The sequence below is a fragment of the Candidatus Cloacimonadota bacterium genome, from assembly GCA_012522635.1.
GTDB lineage: Bacteria > Cloacimonadota > Cloacimonadia > Cloacimonadales > Cloacimonadaceae > Syntrophosphaera.
This window is the reverse complement of sequence record JAAYKA010000144.1, coordinates 1-17,496: the sequence shown is the minus strand read 5'-3', so window position 1 is coordinate 17,496 and position 17,496 is coordinate 1. Positions and strand designations below refer to the sequence as shown.

Sequence of the window (17,496 nt, the reverse complement as noted above, 5' to 3'; positions counted from 1 at the left end):
CTCACTATTGAATTTTTGCTGGATTCAGGTCTGCAAAACCTCACCGGACAAAACATCATCCTGGATGGCGGGCTTTCCGCTCCCATTCTTGGTTCCCCAAACAGCGCCACATGAATCGCCCTTTAGACCCGCCCGACCAAGAATCGGGGGTGGCAGGTGGAGGAGCCAACTGGAATGCGGGCTGGGAAAAAGAGCTTGGCAGCTACGACTATGATCTGCCTCAGGAGCTGATTGCGCAATATCCTCTGTCGAAGCGGGACAGCTCGCGCCTGATGCATTTGGACCGACAAGCGGGAACTTTTTATCATCGCTCTTTTGGTGACATTGTGGACCTCATTTCCCCGGGCGAAGTTTTGGTGCTAAATTCCAGCAAAGTGATTCCAGCACGGCTTTTTGGCTTCAAGGAAAATGGAACCAGGGTGGAGCTGCTTTTGCTGCGCAATCTGGGTCAAACCCGCTGGCAATGTTTGGTTCATCCGGGACGCAGGCTGAAAAAAGAACAATGGCTGCAGTTTTCCCCCGGGCTGAAAGGCTGGATTTCGCTGGGCGCTGAAGACGGCTCGCGTGAGGTCACTTTTGAAAGCCAGGGCGATTATTGGCAGGAAATTGAAAAAGTGGGGCATGTGCCTCTGCCACCATATATCAAGCGTGAGGATGAAATTAAAGACCGCCACACCTATCAAACCGTTTACGCGCGTGAACCCGGCTCTGTCGCCGCGCCCACTGCCGGTCTGCATTTCAGCCCCGAGATTTTGGAAGCTCTGCGTGCCAAAGGTGTTTTGCTGGTGGAGCTCGTCCTCCACGTGGGCATGGGCACTTTTTTGCCTGTTAAAACCGAGCGGATTGATGAACACAAGATGCACAGCGAGTTTTGCACTGTGGATGAAAACGCCGCCCAAATCATCAACTTGGCAAAAGCCGAAGGCCGCAGAATCATCGCGGTGGGCAGCACATCCATGCGCAGTTTGGAAAGTTTTTGGAATGGAAAAAGTCTGGATGCGGGCTCGAAATGGACGGATATTTTCATCTATCCGGGCAAGCAAATCCACGTGGCGGATGCCCTCATCACGAATTTTCACCTGCCCAAATCCACGCTAATCATGATGATTGCGGCTTTTGCCGGGCTTGATTTGGTTAAAAAAGCCTATGAGGCAGCCATCGCGGAAAAATATCGCTTTTTCAGCTATGGCGATGCGATGTATATATCATGAAAACAAGGGTTTATCATCATAATCTGGACAGCACCAAGCTGGAATATGAAAGGCTGGCAGGTCTGGGTCAGGGTGGGGACAGATGGTTGATTCAAGCCGGTTCCCAAAACGCTGGCATGGGGCGCGATGGCAACAGTTGGTATTCGCCTCCGGGCGGGCTGTGGCTCAGTTTCGACCTCATTCATCCCAGCGGCGTGGCTTCCTTTCCGCTTTACGTGGGTTTTTGTTTGTGGCAGCTTTTGAGCGAACTTTTCAAGTTGCAAGATTTGCGGGTGAAATGGCCCAACGACCTCTATTTGGATGGTAAAAAATTGGCTGGTATTCTCTGCTTATATCAAGCCAATCATGCAAAATATATCATCGGCGTGGGGATGAATACAAATGTGATTGTGGATGAAATAATCAATACCCACAACGCCGCATCGCTTTGCCAACATTTGGGGATGTCGGTTTCAAATGAATATCTATCCCGCCTCATCGTGCGCAGGGTGGAAAAAAACGCCTTCCTGCTGGATGAACCCAAACGCTATCTAAGCAAATGCGCCGAAGTGTTTTACGGGCTTGGCAAAGAGGCAAGGGTTAAAATGGGAAAACAGAGCTACAGCGGTGTGATTGCAGGACTTACCGAGGAAGGTTATCTGCTTTTACGCCAAAACGGGGGAGAGCTGAAAGAAATCAGTCACGGAAGCTTGAGATTGTTGTGATAGACGGTTTTTGCAGCTTTTTCTTGACAGATAAGGTAAGCAAAAATGATTTGCGATTATAAAGATAAAAACGATTTCCGGGAGGAATAATGAGAAAATGGATAGTAATCGGCTTGGTTGCCATGCTCACGCTTTTCGCTTGTGTTGGCAACAAGGTAGTCTACGAAAAGGTTGAAAAAGCGGAAATTACCACCTCGGTGGCAATCCTTCCCTTGAAAGCACTGGACAGTTCCAGCCGTTATATCACCAAGATATTGACAGTTAGAGATCTCGAACTCACTTTCGACGCGTATGAAAACTACACCCTATTGGATATGAACGAGATTGCTCACGACTTCAAGGAAACCGGTTTTGATGACGTTGAAGACCTCGAAAAAGAAGAACTGGCCGAGATTTCCCAAAAACTGGATGCCAGCGTTATCGTGGTTGGCAACGTAAGCGAAACCAGGACAGGCATCTACAACATTTCCATGCGTTTTTACAGCAAGCTGACCGGAGACCTCAAACAAGCCAGCTTCAACGTTGGTAAAGAAAGATTCAGCCGGATGGAAGCTTTGGAAAAAGGCATGATGGAAGAGCTTGACAACTTCGTTTCCGGAGAAATGGACAAGATTTTCAACCTGGGCACAAACTTCTATAACAATGAAAACTATCCCATGGCGCTGGAAAACCTGCAACAAGTGATGGCGCTGAAGCCCGACAAGATTGATACTTACTACTATTTGGGCAACACCTATGTGAAGATGAAAAACGACGCCATGGCAGAGCAAACCTTTATTAAGGGTCTGGAAGTGGAACCCACGGAACAGCGTATTGCCGTGGCTTTGATGGAAGTTTATGAAAGAACCGGCCAGGCTGCCAAACAAGTGGCTGTGATGGAAAATCTGGCGGAACACCTCGAAGATGCCGAAACCTGGCTCGCGGTTGGAAACCTTTACGACCAGCAAGGCTCCAAAACCAAGGCTAAAAACTCATTTGTCAAAGCTTTGGAGCTTGAGCCGGAGAATCAGGCCGCGAACATCCGTCTGGCTTTGATGCTTTATGAAGAAGAAAGATATGTTGAAGCCATTCCCAGGCTGGAAAAGGCTTTTGAATTCGCGCCGGACAACGACACAGTGAGCCGCAGCCTTGCCACAGCCTATCAAAAGAGCGGACGTATTCAGGACGCCATCGACAAATATGACGGCATCATCAAAAACGACCCCAGCAACGTTAATGCCTATTTGAACCTGATTGGTCTGTATCGCGCTGACAAAAAGGATTCCAAAGCGATTGAAACCGCCAACGCTCTCAAGAAAGTGGATGCCAACAACCCCTATTCCTATTTGAACCTTGCCGCCATCTACCTTTCCCAAAACAAACTTGGCGAAGCGGAAACCAACGCCAACCTCACCATCTCAAAAGATTCCAGCCTGCACCAACCCTACATCGTGCTGGCTTCCGTGTTTCAATCCAGAGGAACCGATGCCTATAACAGATATCTGGATTTGGATGGCCAGGCTTCCCGGGCGGTGGGTAAAAAAGCCACCAGCCTCAGGAAAGACCGCGATGCTGCCAAATCCACCGCGCAATCGCACTTGAGCAAAGCCCGTGAACACCTGAATTCAGCTCGTAACAGAACCAACGATTCCGAAGCCCTGCGCGACATCAATGGTCGCCTCAGCAGGGTTAACGATTTGCTGAGCAAGCTCTAAACAGCGCGGTTCGATAAACGAACATAAATTGTGAACGCCCGGAACCATCCGGGCGTTTTTTGATTGTGTCGGGTTTTTGTGAGCCGCATAATGGCTCAACTTTGTGCTTTCTTGCTTGCCGCCATTAGTCTTCCTTATGTTTCTGAGGCAATCCTAAGCTACATATAGGTTTAGGGTCAAGTGAGTGTTTTTGCAACAGACTCGTTCTTATAATGGGGCTGCGCGATAAAGTCGAAAAAAGCCGCGCTGGGAATCAACGCGGCGATTTATGATGTATATTGTTATTAATCTATTTGAAGGCTTCCATGCCGCTGAAATCGCGGTTGAGACTAAAACTGGCAAGGATTTTGTCGTCATTGGGCAGAAGCTCATCCAGGCAAATTCGGGACAGAAGCTCTGCCATGCCGGGTCCCAACATAAATCCCTGGCCGCACATTCCCACCGCGTTGATGAAGTTTTCGCCGGATTTTCCCACGATGGGGAAGCCGTCTGGGGTCATGGGATACTGTCCCCGCCAGGTGCGGCGGACTTTCAGATAGCGCAGCCTGGGCAGAACTTCCAGCATGCGTTTGCTGCAAAGCGGGAGAAATTCCGAACTGCTGAGATGGTTCACCCCCAAAATGGGCGGATCCGGCGTGATGCAAAAAATCACCTGTCCTTCGCTGTTTTGGTAAAAATAGAAGTTTGAGGAGCCGGGACGCCTGCGCATATCCACCACCATGGGCCCCATAAAGCGTTTAACCGGCTCGGTGATGCCGGCTTCGTGGTTGTCTGGAAACACGGGCAAATCCAAGCCTGCCAGGGCGCCAATTTCACGCGCGTTGTTTCCCGCGGCGTTGATAACTGTGCCAGACACGTAAGAACCTTTGTCGGTGAGGACTTTGTTGATGCGGGAACCCTCGAATTTAAAGCCGGTCACCCGCTCGTTGAAGGCAAATTCCACCCCGGCTTTTTTAGCGCGGAAAAAGTAGGCTGAACCAAGCAAAAGCGGGGAACAGCTTCCGTCTTCAGATGAATAGGTGGAGCCGCGTAAATCCTTCATATTGACGCCGGGAACCAATTCCCGGTATTCTTCAGGCTCGACCCAGCGTATTTTCAGCCCAAAATCGAGCTGGACGCGCATGAGCTCTTTGAAAGCGGTTTCATGTTCTTGATTATAGGCAGGGTAGCTGTAGCCGTTGCTGAGCCAGCCAATGTCGTCGCCATATTCTTCCTGCCAGTTTTTCATAATTTGGATGGAACGTTGGGAGACGCTGATTTTGCCAAAATCGCTGTGGGTGGCACGGACTCCGCCGATGGCTTTTTTGTTGTTGACCTGGCCGGGTGAGCTTTCGGCATCCAAAACCAAAACTTTCTGACCCTTCAAAGCCAGTTCCAAGGAGGCTGGAAGCCCGATTGAGCCAGCGCCGATAACCACGACGTCAAAGATTTTACTCATCGGAACCTCCCTGGGGAAATTTATCCAAGGCAACTTCCACAAAAATCGGACGTTTGGTGTTTGGCACCACCTGCTCCACCGGGATGCCTTCTTCTCGCAGCAGGCCCTTAATCAGGGTTTCACAGCTTTTTGCGCCGCAGGGACCCATGCCCGCGCGGGTGATGGCTTTGATTTGGTTCAGGTTTGTGATGCCGGAGCGGATGAGGCGCCGAACTTCGCCCACGCTCACTTTTTCACAGAGGCAAATCATAGCGTCGTCGGCAAGTTTTTCATTTATTATCGGTTTGGGCAGAGGCCGTCCCACTTCTTCAGGCTGTATCCTGAAGGAGGCAACTTTTTTGGCGATGGAACGGGGTACCTGCACGCGCACCAATTGAGTTTGGCGTTCCTTCATTTCCACAACCGAAACGGCGGGAAAACTGCCCAGTTCATTGCCATCGATATCGACCAAATCCAGGGCGTCACCCACCTTGCGGGGGATGTTGAAAACCTCGTAAGGCATTGTGACGGTGGGGTTTTCAGCGTCCTTGCGATAGTCCACCAAGGTGATCGCCAAACCGGGGCAGATGAGAACGCATTTTCCACAGCCAATGCAGCTTCCATCATAGAGCGGCAAAGCCATCAGGCTGCCATCTTCGGTGTGGATGGAATTTGTGGGGCAAACCGTGGTGCAAGGGTTGCAGGGAATTTCTTGCAGGCAGTGAATCACTGGGAAAACGCCTTCTTCCAAAGTGTTGTCCTGATAGCCTTTGATGGCTCCGGGATGGGATTTGAGAACCTTGGCTTTGGCAAGCCAATCCTGAGGAACTTCGCCCACTTCCGGATGACCGCATTCGCGAGCGATGTTCAATCCGGCTATTTTTCCGTTGAACATGGCGGAGGAGGCTTCCGCGATTTCCAACGCGTCACCAGCGGCGTAAACTGGAATTCCCGCATCCTGCGCCTGCTGGGTGAATTCGGACAGGGAATCCAAGCCCACCGCGATGAGCACCGTGTCGCAATCAAAACTCTTTTCCGTGCCGGGAATGGGCTGGAATTTATCATCAATCTGGGTGATGGTGACGCTTTCCACGGTTTCGTTTCCATTCGCGCTCAAAATGCTGTGGGAGGTATAGATGGGTACGCCCAGGCGGGCAAGTTTGTCCGCGTGAACCTTGTAGCCACCGCAGCGGGGCAGGGCTTCAGCCAATCCAACCACCTCAATTCCAGCTTGCAGAGCGTGGTAACCCGCGATGAGGCCAACATTTCCGCCGCCGATGATGAAAAGACGGCGGGTGGGGCGAACGAGGTCACGATTCACCAAGGTTTGGAAGGCTCCCGCACCGTAAATCCGGGCCAGATGGTTTCCGCTGAACCGCAAAAACTTTTCTCTGGCGCCGGCGGAGTTCAGGATGCGTTTTGGGGTCACTATTTTATAGACCCCATCCTTCAAAATGCCGACCTTTTTGTCGCTGAAAACAAATAGCGCTGTGCTGTTCAACCACACATCCACAGAAGCGTGGGTGGCAACTTCCGCTGCCAAAAGTTTTCCAATGTCGTGTCCGCGGACTCCAGCGTGGCTGTCTTCCTGACTGCCAAAAAACTTGTGGGTTTGCAACACCAATTTTCCGCCCAAAGCGTGTTTGTCGTCGATGAGCAAAGTGTCGATGCCACGTTTTCCCAATTCAATCGCGGCTGCCAAACCTGAAGGTCCACCGCCGATGATGAGCACCTCGGTTTCCAATTCTTCGATGGCATCCCTTTTGGGGTTTTCACCATCTTCGGGCAATTCCGGAAGTCCTTCCGCCGAATGCACTTCCATGCCTGGCGTCACTTCTGTCATGCAGGATTTTATGGCAATTCCATCCACGATAACGGTGCATTTGGCACATTGACCGTTGGCGCAAAAGATTCCTTGAGCGCTGCCGTCTTTATGGTGATGTCCAAAAACGTTGATGCCATTGGCAATCAGGGCGGAGGAAATCATCTCACCCTTTTTTGCCTGTAGCGGCATGCCGTTGAAAGTGAAGAGGATATCTTCTCGCTCCAAAACGGGAAGGATTGGATGCCTCTCTATTCGCTTGTTTTCCATGCTTGGAAAAGCTCCTTGGCTGAAAATTATTTTTGCTTCAAAAAGTTTAAACGCCTTTTCGTGTCAAGGAAAAGCTCAGTCCACCAAAAAAATCGCTACTGTTTGCCTGGATTTATCCTCTTTTTCAGGAGCCCGGTTGGGGTGGAAATGAAAGAAAAGGCCTCACCACGCCTGCGCGGATGCGGGTGTGTGGGTTGAGATAGCAGAAATTATGTTGTTTGAGGGTGGAAGCCAATTCCGGTGGCATGGCTCTCTGTCCAAAACCGTTTAAAACGAGGATGCCAAAGGGCAGGGCTTCATTTCCGGTGTTGATGACTCCGGGTTCGAATTCGAGCCAGGTTGTCAGTTCGCTGGCGTCCATCTCAAAGCAAGCCATTCCCACAACTCTTTCTTTGGCAAGCAGTTCCAGTGTTTTTCCTGTGGGCGGGAAAGTGAGCGCCACGATTTTTCCCTGGATGTCGGAATTGCCGATTGCGGCTTCATTTTCCAGCAGGACAAGGCTGCCGTGGCATTCCTTGCCGAACGCTATTCTTCCTTCCAGACGCAAGCTTTGATACTGTATTTCCACGCTCCGGCCTGGGTTTACCTCAGTGACGGTTCCATGCACGTGAGCATGAAAAAGCAGTGGCGAATGGATGTAAGCAACTGTCATAATCCCTTTTTCGGTGTCGATTTCGGTGACAGTTCCGGTGGAAGGTGATTTGATGAAAACAGGTGGTTCACCCTGAGCGCCGCGTTCCACGCGTTTTGCCAAAACATCATCCCGATAGACAAAATCGCCCAATCTTTTGCTGAGGTAGCGTTTGGCGATTTTTGGAGGTATTCCCAAGCCTTGGGCATAGTCAATTTTCACCGGTTTTGAGGAATAATCCTGGATTTCAGACGCCACCATGATTCCCACATCCGGATCTATGAATTCAATTTTGCCCCGCACCGGGGAACGCAAGCTGTTGGAGCCATATCGGGGCAGCTTGACTTCAGCGGGAAGCACAGCGTAAACTTGGTCTGATTCCAAACTGTCGCCAACTCCAATTTGCAAAGATTCTTGGATTTGGGCTGGAGTGATGTCTGCAACGCGGGAAAATCCATCAATAATATACAGCCGGGGCGGGTTGAAACGGTTTACGGCAACGATATCATCTGGAGCCACCTCATCTCCAACCTTGGGATTGGTGTCTCCCAAATAGGAAAGCTCAATCTTTTTTGTCCAGCTTCCCAAAACCAAGGCTGGAAGCAGTTTCTGGTCATCTGGCTGCGCCCCGGTTTTGTCCACGCCGGGGTAAAGTCCGATGGTTTTTTCAATCTCAGGCTGGTGGGATAATGGTTCCGTTCTCAAGTCAATCACCACTGGCAGCGTGGTTTTCAATTCATTCAGGTCCAGCTTTGTGGGGATGCTGCAGCGGGAACTGAGCTTGAAGCTTAGAGTTTTTTCTCCTTCTGGCAGGAGGATGAATTGACCGGCCTTGAGCTGATAAGTGTCATTATTTGAAGCTGTTTCCACTGTCAGGCTGAACAGGTTTTTCTTTTGCCGGGGCGAAAAAACCGGGGCGATGTGCAAGCCGATTTTTTCAAAGCAGTTTGATTCCAGTAAGGAATGTGCTTTTTCGGGCGCGGATTTGCCAAAAATGCCCAGGTGCGGCGAGATGAAATTGCGGTCTGTCCAAATCTCGGTGACACCTTTGGGGCGGATGGCGTCGATGAGCATCATCAACGATTGAGTCCGGTTTTGAGCGCTGGTAAAAACGCCTCCAGCACCGATGATAACGTCGATTTCGCTTTCCGCGAAGCGGTGTTTTTTATCTTCGCGCTGAAATTCGAACTGCATCTGGAATTTCTCAATTTCCCCCTGTTTGAGTATATCCAGATAACCGATTTTTGCAGTGTTGTAGTGCATTTCCCGGTGTTGTCTGATGGCGACGGACAGCGCTTCCCGCGCCAGAGCGTGTTCGATGCGATATTCCGCTTCCCGTTTTGGGGTGGAAGTTGGATGGAGGCATTTGTTTGCCACATAGTTGCGCAGCGTTTTTTCATCAATTTCCGGTGGCAGCCAGCGAAGCAGGCTTTCCGCGCCGCATTCCTTCAAAATGTTCCAGGCGCTGTAGCTCATGCCCATATTCGCGCTCACGGTTCTTTGAAAATGTCCATCAATGATGCTGAAAACGTCGGTTGTGGCGCCTCCGATGTCGAAGGCAAAGATGTTGCGTTTTTCATTCTGAGCCAGCAGAGCCAGCGCGTTTTGCACCCCCATGGGTGTGGGAATGATGGGCGCGCTAACTCGTGGTTTCACATTTGCATAGCCCGGCGCGTGTTCCATCACGTTTTCCATAAAGAGTTTTTGGATGGTTTCCTGGGTGGGGCGCAGGTTTTCCCGCTCTGGACTGGGGCGCAGGTTGGGCAGGATATGCAGGTCAAATTCTTTGGAAATCAGCTTTTGGATGATGGGCGCGGCGTTTTTATTGCCAGCATAGATGGCTGGGATTTTTCCATGGAGGTCAAATTTTGGACTGGGGTTCGCGATGCGCACAATCTCCGCCATGCGCAAAACTCCGGAAATGGCGCCACCATCCGTTCCACCGCAAAGCAGAATCATGTCTGGATGAAGGTTTCGCATCGCCAACATCTGTTCCATGGCCTGGCGTTTATCATCGATGGCGAATGTATCCAAAATCACACCCCCAGCTCCGTAGGCGCCTCGTTTTGCGCTGCTGGCAGAATCATATAATGTGAGCCCAATCACCAGAATCTGCAAACCTCCGCCCGCGCTGCTGGTGCTGAAAAAGGCCACGTTTTCAGCCCAGTTGAGTTCCTGCCCTTCCGAGGATAAAAGCAGGGTTTTACCGCTGAGGTTTTCCAGTTCACGTGCCGCGGTCACGATTCCATGCCTCACGTCGTTTTGAGGCGCTTCCACGCTTGTGGGCGCGTTTGCCAGCGCGATTAGCTCCGGCACGCTGTGACCATTTTCCAAAAGCAGCGCTTTGGTTGTCGTGCTGCCAATATCCGTGATAACAATCAGTTCTTTATCCAAAAGCATCTTTTCTCCATTTTGCCCAAAAGGGATTAAAACATACCTCTCGCGAGGTAGCCTGCCGGTGTCAAGCTTTTCTTGACAGAAGACTTATTCCCAAAAAAAGTGGAACAATGAAAAAAGAATATATTGTTGGCATTGTTTTGTTTTTGCTTTTGGTGCTCTATTCCATTTTCAGTCCTTCCGGAGACCAACTGAAAGGAAGGGTGGTCAAAGTCCAGGATGGAGACACCATCACCCTTTTGGTGGGAAGCACCCAACACAAAATCCGCCTGCAGGGCATAGATTGCCCCGAAAAAGGCCAGCCTTTTGGAACCGTTTCCACCAAATTCACTTCCGACAGTGTTTTTGGCAAAACCGTCACCGTGGAATGGGAGGAAAAAGACCGCTACGGACGGGTTTTGGGCGATGTGATTTATGATGGCAAGAAAAGCTTGTCTGAAGAATTGGTGAAAGCAGGGCTGGCATGGCACTACAAACAATATAGCAAAGATCCGGTTCTGGCAGCCTTGGAAATCAAGGCCAGAACCACCAAAAAAGGGCTTTGGGCAGACAAAAATCCCATCCCTCCCTGGGAGTGGCGCAAGCAAAAACGAAAAAAACCTTGACGCCATGCCGCCTTTCTTTATTATGATAAAAATATCTGTTTTGCCTCTGTTAATGGCGTAACAGCTTGAAAGACAAACAAATAAAATGAGATAAATAAGGAGACCAAGCCATGACTAAAGTCCCCAGTTTTCTGGATGCTGACCTGAAGGGAAAAGTGGTGCTCATGCGGGTTGACCACAATGTGGTAAAAAAAGGAAAGATTAAAGACCCCATGCGCATCGAATCCACCATTCCCACTATTTTGCACGTCTATAAAAAGGGCGGACTGCCCATCTTGATGACCCACGTGGGCAGACCTTACGACAAAAAAACCGGAGAAATCTCCATCTCCGACGACAATTCCGTGCGTCCCATTGTGGATTATCTGCAGGAAAAACTGCAATTGAAAGGCATCATTCCAGCTTGCGCCGCCTCCGGCCCCGAAGGCATCACGGATTTGAATCCCATCGCCTCCGCGGTTCAGGAAATGAAGGCTGGCAAGGTGGATTTTGTGTATCTGCCAAACACGCGCTGGTTCAAGGGTGAGGAAAGCAAAAACGAAGCCTCCGACCTTCTGGCTCAGGGGCTGGCAGCCAATGCCGATCTTTTCATCAACGACGCTTTCGGTTCATGGCAGCCTCACGCTTCCACTTTCAACATCACCAAATTTCTGCCCTCCTACGCGGGGCTTTTGATGCAAAAAGAAATTGACAACCTCAGCAAGGTGTTCGAACCCAAGCGTCCCCTGGTTTCCGTGGTGGCAGGCTCGAAATTCGATACCAAGATGGGGCCGCTCTCCTCGCTCATCAAAATCAGCGACAAACTGGTTTTGGGTGGGGTTCTTTACAACGCCTATCTCGCCGTGAAATACAATCTCAGCATCGAAGGCTTGGACCAAAGCGACCTCGACCTCGCAGCCCAGTTCCTCAAAGACATCGAACCCTATAAAGACAGGATTGTGGAACTGCCCTGGATTATCGAATCCGACAGCTTTGAAAATGCCGAAAACCATCGCGCTCATCGGGTTGCGGATTTGAAACCTGGAACAAAGCTGAATTATGTTTTGGACATTGACCCCCGTTCTTTTGAAGATGAAGCTGTGAAGCAGGTTTTCGCTTCCGCTGCCACCATTTTCGTGAACGCCGTGATGGGCTACACCACTCTTTTCCAGGAAGGCACGAAAGCCTTTAACAGCCTTTTGGACGCCAGCAGCCAAGCTCAAAAACTCATCGGCGGCGGCGACACCATCCAGGATTTCCGCGAACTCTTGCCCGGAGTTTTCGCCAAGGCAAAGAACGACCCAAAATACTACTTTTTCACCGGTGGCGGAGCCATTTTGGATTCCATCGTACAAGGCTCGCCCTACGGCATGAAGCCTGTGCAGGCGCTCATCAAGGAATAAGGAGTTGAAGCCCGTGAACTTAAAAAAGCAGCTTAATCTGCGAGACGAATTCCCCGCCCCAAGTTGGGAGGAATGGAAGCAAAAAGCCACCGAAGCCCTCAAGGGAGCGGATTTCGACAAAGTGATGTACACTCGCACCCATGAAGGCATCACCCTCAAACCCATCTACCGTGCGGAAGACCTTGAAGGTCTGCCCTTTGTGGGCGCTCTGCCCGGAGACCTTCCTTTCCAGCGCGGAAACTCTGCCCAAGCGGATGGAAGCTGGGAAGTTGCCCAAGCCCAAAGCGAGGCCGAACCCGCCGCTCTGAACAAGCAGATTCTTGCCGAATTGCAGCGTGGTCTCACCATGGTGAACCTCGTTTTGGCGCGTGATGACGCCCCCCATGGCATTGTTTTCAAAAACGCCGCTGATTTCCAAACCGCGCTTGCGGGCGTGGACCTGAAAGCCGCTCCGCTCATGGCGCAGCTTGACCTCGACGCTCCCGACCTTTTTGCCTGGCTTCAACAGCAGAATAGTGAAACCAAAACCCTCACCGGCAGCCTGGCTTTTGACCCCATCGCGGAATATGCCCGCAAAGGCTTTTTGAACCTTTCCTGGGATTCCGCCTGGGAAAGCTTGGAAAATGCCGTGAAAACCAGAATCGACCAAGCTCCCAAGCTGCGCGCCATCTCACTGGACGGCACGGTTTATGAAGCCGCCGGCGCCTCATCCGCGCAGGAACTCGGCTTTGTTTTGGCTTCCGCCATCGAATACCTGCGCCGTTTTACAGAAAAAGGCATGGATATAAACCAGATTTCACCGCTGTTCCAAGCCCGCCTTTCCCTGGGTTCGAATTTCTTTATGGAAATTGCCAAAATCCGCGCCTTCAGAATGCTGTGGAGCGAAATCATCAAAGCTTTCGGCGGAGATTACGATGCCCGTAAAATCTGGATTCATGGCAAAACCGGCCAGGTCAACAAAAGCCGTTATGACCTCTATGTGAACCTCTTACGCGCCTCCACAGAAGGTTTTTCCGCTGTGATTGGCGGCGTGGATAGCCTCGAAATCGACCGCTTCGATGCCGTTGTAAATCCCCAAGCCGATGAATTTTCCAAGAGACTGGCTCGCAACCAACAGCTCATCCTGGGCGAGGAAGCCCATTTCAGCAAGGTTGCCGACCCCGCTGGCGGCTGCTATTACATCGAAAATCTCACCGCCGAACTTGCCGCTCAAGCCTGGAAACTGATGCAGGAAATTGAAGCGGAAGGCGGAATGCTGAACTGCCTGGAAAGCGGAAAGATACATGAACTGATTGCCTCCGTTGCCAACGCCAGACTGGATTCTGTCCACAAACGCCGCGACGTCTTTGTGGGCATAAATATGTATGCCGACCCCAATGACGAGCCTCGTCCCGCGGTTCAAAACACCATCAACGACGCCAAAGCCGTGGCGAAACTCGCCCCGGGCGCCCTGCCCAAACTCAGAGCTGTGCAGCTTTTGGAGGATTTCCGAGCTCAGGTGCAAAAAGCCGACCCGGAGGTTTTCCTGCTCACCATGGGCAGCGTGGCAGACTATAAAGCCCGTGCCGATTTCTCCGCCGGATTTTTTCAGGTGGGAGGTTTCAAAACCATCACCGGCACCGGCTATACGGACATCGATTCCGCCATTGAAGCCGCGAAAAACCACCAAGCCATCTGCATCTGCAGCACGGACGATAAATATCCAGAATTAATCCCCGCTCTCTGCGAAGGTCTGAAAGGAAAAACCCTCATCCTGGCAGGGTATCCCAAAGACATGGTTGATTCCTACAAACAAGACGGCATCGAGCTTTTCATCCATGTGCGTGCCAACGTTTTGGATACCCTCAAAGAGCTTGCCGCGAAAATGGAGGTGGCGCCATGAAACCAGATTTCACCAAACTGAATCCCGATTTTGCCGCCGAGCGCAAAGGACAGTTCGAGTCCGCTAAAGCCTGGCGCACCAATGAACAAATCGACGTCAAACCACTTTACACAGATGAAGACCTGCGCGACCTGCAGCATCTGGACTACCTCAGCGGCATCGCGCCCTACCTGCGCGGACCCTATCCAACCATGTATGTACAGCGGCCTTGGACCATCCGCCAATACGCTGGATTTTCCACCGCCGAGGAATCCAACGCCTTCTACCGCCGCAACTTGGCAATGGGTCAAAAAGGACTTTCCATCGCCTTCGATTTGGCAACCCATCGCGGTTATGATTCCGACCACCCCAGAGTGATTGGAGACGTTGGCAAAGCCGGCGTGGCTGTGGACAGCATCCTGGACATGAAAATCCTGTTCGACCAGATTCCGCTGGACAAGATGAGCGTTTCCATGACCATGAACGGCGCCGTCATCCCCATCATGGCGTTCTATATCCTTGCCGCGGAAGAACAAGGCGTGAAGCCGGAACTTCTGAACGGCACCATCCAAAACGACATTCTGAAAGAATACATGGTGCGCAACACCTACATCTATCCGCCGGAAGCCTCCATGCGCATCATCGCTGATATTTTTCGCTACACTTCCAAAAACATGCCCAAATTCAACAGCATCAGCATTTCCGGCTACCACATGCACGAAGCCGGCGCCACTGCCGACCTCGAAATGGCTTACACCCTTGCCGACGGCCTGGAATACGTGCGCACTGCTGTGAACGCCGGTTTGGACATCGATCTCATCGCTCCCCGCCTGTCCTTTTTCTGGGCGCAGGGGATGAACTATTTCATGGAAGTGGCAAAAATGCGCGCCGCGCGTGTACTTTGGGCAAAAATCATCAAAGGATTCAACCCCAAAAACCCCAAAAGCATGGCGCTGCGCACCCACTCGCAAACCTCAGGCTGGAGCCTCACGGAGCAGGACCCCTACAACAATGTGACCCGAACCTGCATCGAAGCTCTGGCTGCCACGATGGGACACACCCAAAGCCTGCACACGAACTCTCTGGACGAGGCCATCGCCCTGCCCACAGATTTCAGCGCCCGCATCGCCCGCAACACCCAGCTCTTTTTGCAGCATGAAGCCGGCGTGACCCGTGTAATCGATCCCTGGGCTGGTTCCTACTATCTGGAAAACCTCACCGATGCCATCATGAAACGCGCTTGGGATCACATCACCGAGGTTGAAGAATTGGGCGGCATGGCAAAAGCCATCGAAAACGGATTGCCCAAGCTCAGAATCGAGGAAGCTGCCGCCAGAAGGCAGGCTCACATTGACTCTGGTGAAGACACCATCGTGGGTGTGAATAAATATCGCCTGGAAAAAGAAGACCCCATGGAGATTTTGGAAGTGGACAACAGCGCCGTGCGTGAAGCGCAGATTGCGCGTCTGAACAAGCTTCGCGCCGAACGCGACGAAGCCAAAACCCAAAAAAGCTTGGAAGCGCTCAGTCACGCGGCGGAAAGTGGCGAAGGAAACCTGTTGGAACTTGCCATCAACGCCGCTCGCGACAGGGCTTCTCTGGGCGAAATTTCCGATGCCATGGAAAAAGCCTTCGGACGCCACCAGGCTTCCATCAAACTTATCAACAACGTTTACAGCAGCGAGTATGCCAAAATGGATGAAATTGAAAAAGTCCGCGCTTTAACCGACGAATTTGCCGACCGCGAAGGCCGCCGACCCCGCATTCTTGTGGCAAAAATGGGTCAGGACGGTCACGACCGCGGCGCCAAGGTCGTCGCCACAGCTTTTGCCGATATGGGCTTCGACGTCGATATGGGCCCGCTCTTCCAAACCCCGGAAGAGACAGCGCGCCAAGCCATTGAAAACGACGTCCACATCGTCGGCATGAGTTCCCTCGCCGCAGGCCACAAAACGCTTTTACCGCAATTGGTGGCAGAGCTTGCCGCGCAGGGACGTGAAGATATTCTCATCGTGGTAGGTGGCGTGATTCCGCCCCAGGACTATGAATTCCTGCTGCAAAGCGGCGCCACAGCCATTTTTGGCCCGGGAACAAAACTTCCCCAGGCTGCCATTGTGCTCTTGGAAAAAATGCTTGGGGATTGATGGACGAAAAACACCGCAAACCAGAATGGGTGCCGCGTGACGCCGGCAAGGAATTTGCCACGCGTGTGCTTTCAGCAGGGACAGCCCCCGGCGAAAACGCTGTAAATAATGCCAGTCAGCCTCGCCGCGCCAGGTTTTCCGCCGCTGAAATCGCCAAAGGCGTGACCCAGGGCAACCGAGCCTTTTTGGCACGCGCCATCACCCTCATCGAAAGCAATTCCCCGCGCCATTTTGAAGACGGGCAGGAACTGGTTCGCCTGCTCCTGCCCGCTTCCGGAAATTCCGTGCGCATCGGCATCACGGGCACACCCGGCGCTGGAAAAAGCACCTTCATCGAAAGCTTCGGAATTTGGCTCATCGAGCGTGGTCACAAGGTCGCCGTTTTGGCAATCGACCCCAGCAGCAGCCTTTCCCGGGGCAGCATTTTGGGCGATAAAACCCGCATGGAAAAGCTGGGCAGACATCCCAACAGCTTCATCCGGCCTTCTCCCAGCGGAGGCGCTTTGGGCGGAGTGGCTCGCAAAACCCGTGAAAGCATGATTGCCTGTGAAGCCGCGGGCTACGACGTTATTCTGATTGAAACCGTGGGCGTGGGCCAATCCGAAACCACGGTGCGCTCCATGGTGGATTTTTTCCTGCTCATGCAGATTTCCGGCGCGGGAGACGAACTCCAGGGCATCAAAAAAGGCATCATGGAACTTGCCGACCTCATCGCGGTCAACAAAGCCGATGGCGACAACATCCTGCCCGCCCAACAGGCTGCGGGGGAGCTGAATAACGCTCTCCATTACCTGCGTCCTGCCACACCGGGCTGGACAACCCGCGCGCTCACTTGCTCCGCGCTGGAAAACCTGGGACTGGATAAAATCTGGGACGCGGTGCAAGGCTTTTTGGAACACGGCAAAAACACCGGCATCTTCGCGGAACGCCGCCAGGACCAGGTTTTGCAGTGGTTTGAATCCCTGCTCACGGAAGCTGTTCTCAACCGCTTCAATTCTGACCCCCGCGTGAAATCTCAGCTTCCCGGCCTGCGCGACCGCGTGCAAAAAGGCGAACTTCCGGTACTCTTGGCGGTCAAAACCCTCTTGGATGAAATATAATAACCCTCTTTGGGCGGAATGGGGGAGAGCTGTGTTTGAATGTTGCGCATAGTTTTCCCTCGTTCCTTCCCACATTTTGAAGCCCTGCTTCGCTCTTGGCTCCAGCGCCAGAGTAACCAAGCATCAACCCGGCATCATCCCGATAAAGAATCGGGTTGTTCCCGGGTTATGTTCGAGTGACTATTGAGCCAGAGCCAAGAGCGAATACTGCTGCGGGCTTTGATCGGCGCGCTGAGCAGATATCATGGTTTGGGTATG

At 52.0% G+C, this 17,496-nt stretch carries 11 protein-coding genes; 8 read left to right on the top strand and 3 right to left on the bottom strand.

Going from position 1 to position 17,496, the window contains the following annotated elements:
* Positions 1 to 110: 110 nt before the first annotated feature.
* From queA to GX135_07625, 3 genes are all read left to right on the top strand, one after another.
* Positions 111 to 1,211 (top strand): tRNA preQ1(34) S-adenosylmethionine ribosyltransferase-isomerase QueA, encoded by a 1,101-nt coding sequence (queA, locus tag GX135_07635; protein ID NLN85948.1) that lies wholly within the window; start codon positions 111 to 113, stop codon positions 1,209 to 1,211.
* Positions 1,208 to 1,915: a biotin--[acetyl-CoA-carboxylase] ligase gene (locus GX135_07630; GenBank protein ID NLN85947.1), complete on the top strand. Its 708-nt coding sequence runs from the start codon at positions 1,208 to 1,210 to the stop codon at positions 1,913 to 1,915. Before queA ends, GX135_07630 begins: the two co-directional genes overlap by 4 nt.
* An 89-nt stretch (positions 1,916 to 2,004) precedes the next feature.
* Positions 2,005 to 3,609, top strand: a complete 1,605-nt coding sequence (locus tag GX135_07625) for a tetratricopeptide repeat protein (protein ID NLN85946.1) — start codon at positions 2,005 to 2,007, stop codon at positions 3,607 to 3,609.
* A gap of 289 nt (positions 3,610 to 3,898) precedes the next feature.
* Here the strand turns inward: GX135_07625 and GX135_07620 are convergent, their stop codons facing one another.
* From GX135_07620 to GX135_07610, 3 genes are all read right to left on the bottom strand, one after another.
* The gene (locus GX135_07620) at positions 3,899 to 5,047 is read right to left on the bottom strand and encodes an FAD-binding oxidoreductase (protein NLN85945.1); all 1,149 of its coding nucleotides are present in this window, start codon (positions 5,045 to 5,047) and stop codon (positions 3,899 to 3,901) included.
* Positions 5,040 to 7,118: an FAD-dependent oxidoreductase gene (locus GX135_07615; GenBank protein NLN85944.1), complete on the bottom strand. Its 2,079-nt coding sequence runs from the start codon at positions 7,116 to 7,118 to the stop codon at positions 5,040 to 5,042. Before GX135_07615 ends, GX135_07620 begins: the two co-directional genes overlap by 8 nt.
* Positions 7,119 to 7,242: 124 nt before the next feature.
* Positions 7,243 to 10,149 (bottom strand): hypothetical protein, encoded by a 2,907-nt coding sequence (locus GX135_07610; GenBank protein NLN85943.1) that lies wholly within the window; start codon positions 10,147 to 10,149, stop codon positions 7,243 to 7,245.
* Between the two features lie 107 nt (positions 10,150 to 10,256).
* On the opposite strand from GX135_07610, the gene GX135_07605 reads away from it, so the two are divergent.
* The 5 genes from GX135_07605 to meaB all read left to right on the top strand — a co-directional run bounded on the left by GX135_07605 (position 10,257) and on the right by meaB (position 17,238).
* The gene (locus GX135_07605; protein ID NLN85942.1) at positions 10,257 to 10,751 is read left to right on the top strand and encodes a thermonuclease family protein; all 495 of its coding nucleotides are present in this window, start codon (positions 10,257 to 10,259) and stop codon (positions 10,749 to 10,751) included.
* Between the two features lie 110 nt (positions 10,752 to 10,861).
* A complete protein-coding gene (locus tag GX135_07600; GenBank protein ID NLN85941.1) occupies positions 10,862 to 12,133 on the top strand; it encodes a phosphoglycerate kinase in 1,272 nt (423 codons plus the stop codon).
* A gap of 13 nt (positions 12,134 to 12,146) precedes the next feature.
* Positions 12,147 to 14,015 (top strand): methylmalonyl-CoA mutase, encoded by a 1,869-nt coding sequence (locus GX135_07595; protein ID NLN85940.1) that lies wholly within the window; start codon positions 12,147 to 12,149, stop codon positions 14,013 to 14,015.
* Positions 14,012 to 16,138, top strand: a complete 2,127-nt coding sequence (gene scpA, locus GX135_07590; GenBank protein NLN85939.1) for a methylmalonyl-CoA mutase — start codon at positions 14,012 to 14,014, stop codon at positions 16,136 to 16,138. Before GX135_07595 ends, scpA begins: the two co-directional genes overlap by 4 nt.
* Complete coding sequence (gene meaB, locus GX135_07585; GenBank protein NLN85938.1) at positions 16,138 to 17,238, top strand: methylmalonyl Co-A mutase-associated GTPase MeaB; 1,101 nt, start codon at positions 16,138 to 16,140, stop codon at positions 17,236 to 17,238. Before scpA ends, meaB begins: the two co-directional genes overlap by 1 nt.
* The last annotated feature ends 258 nt before the right edge of the window (positions 17,239 to 17,496 follow it).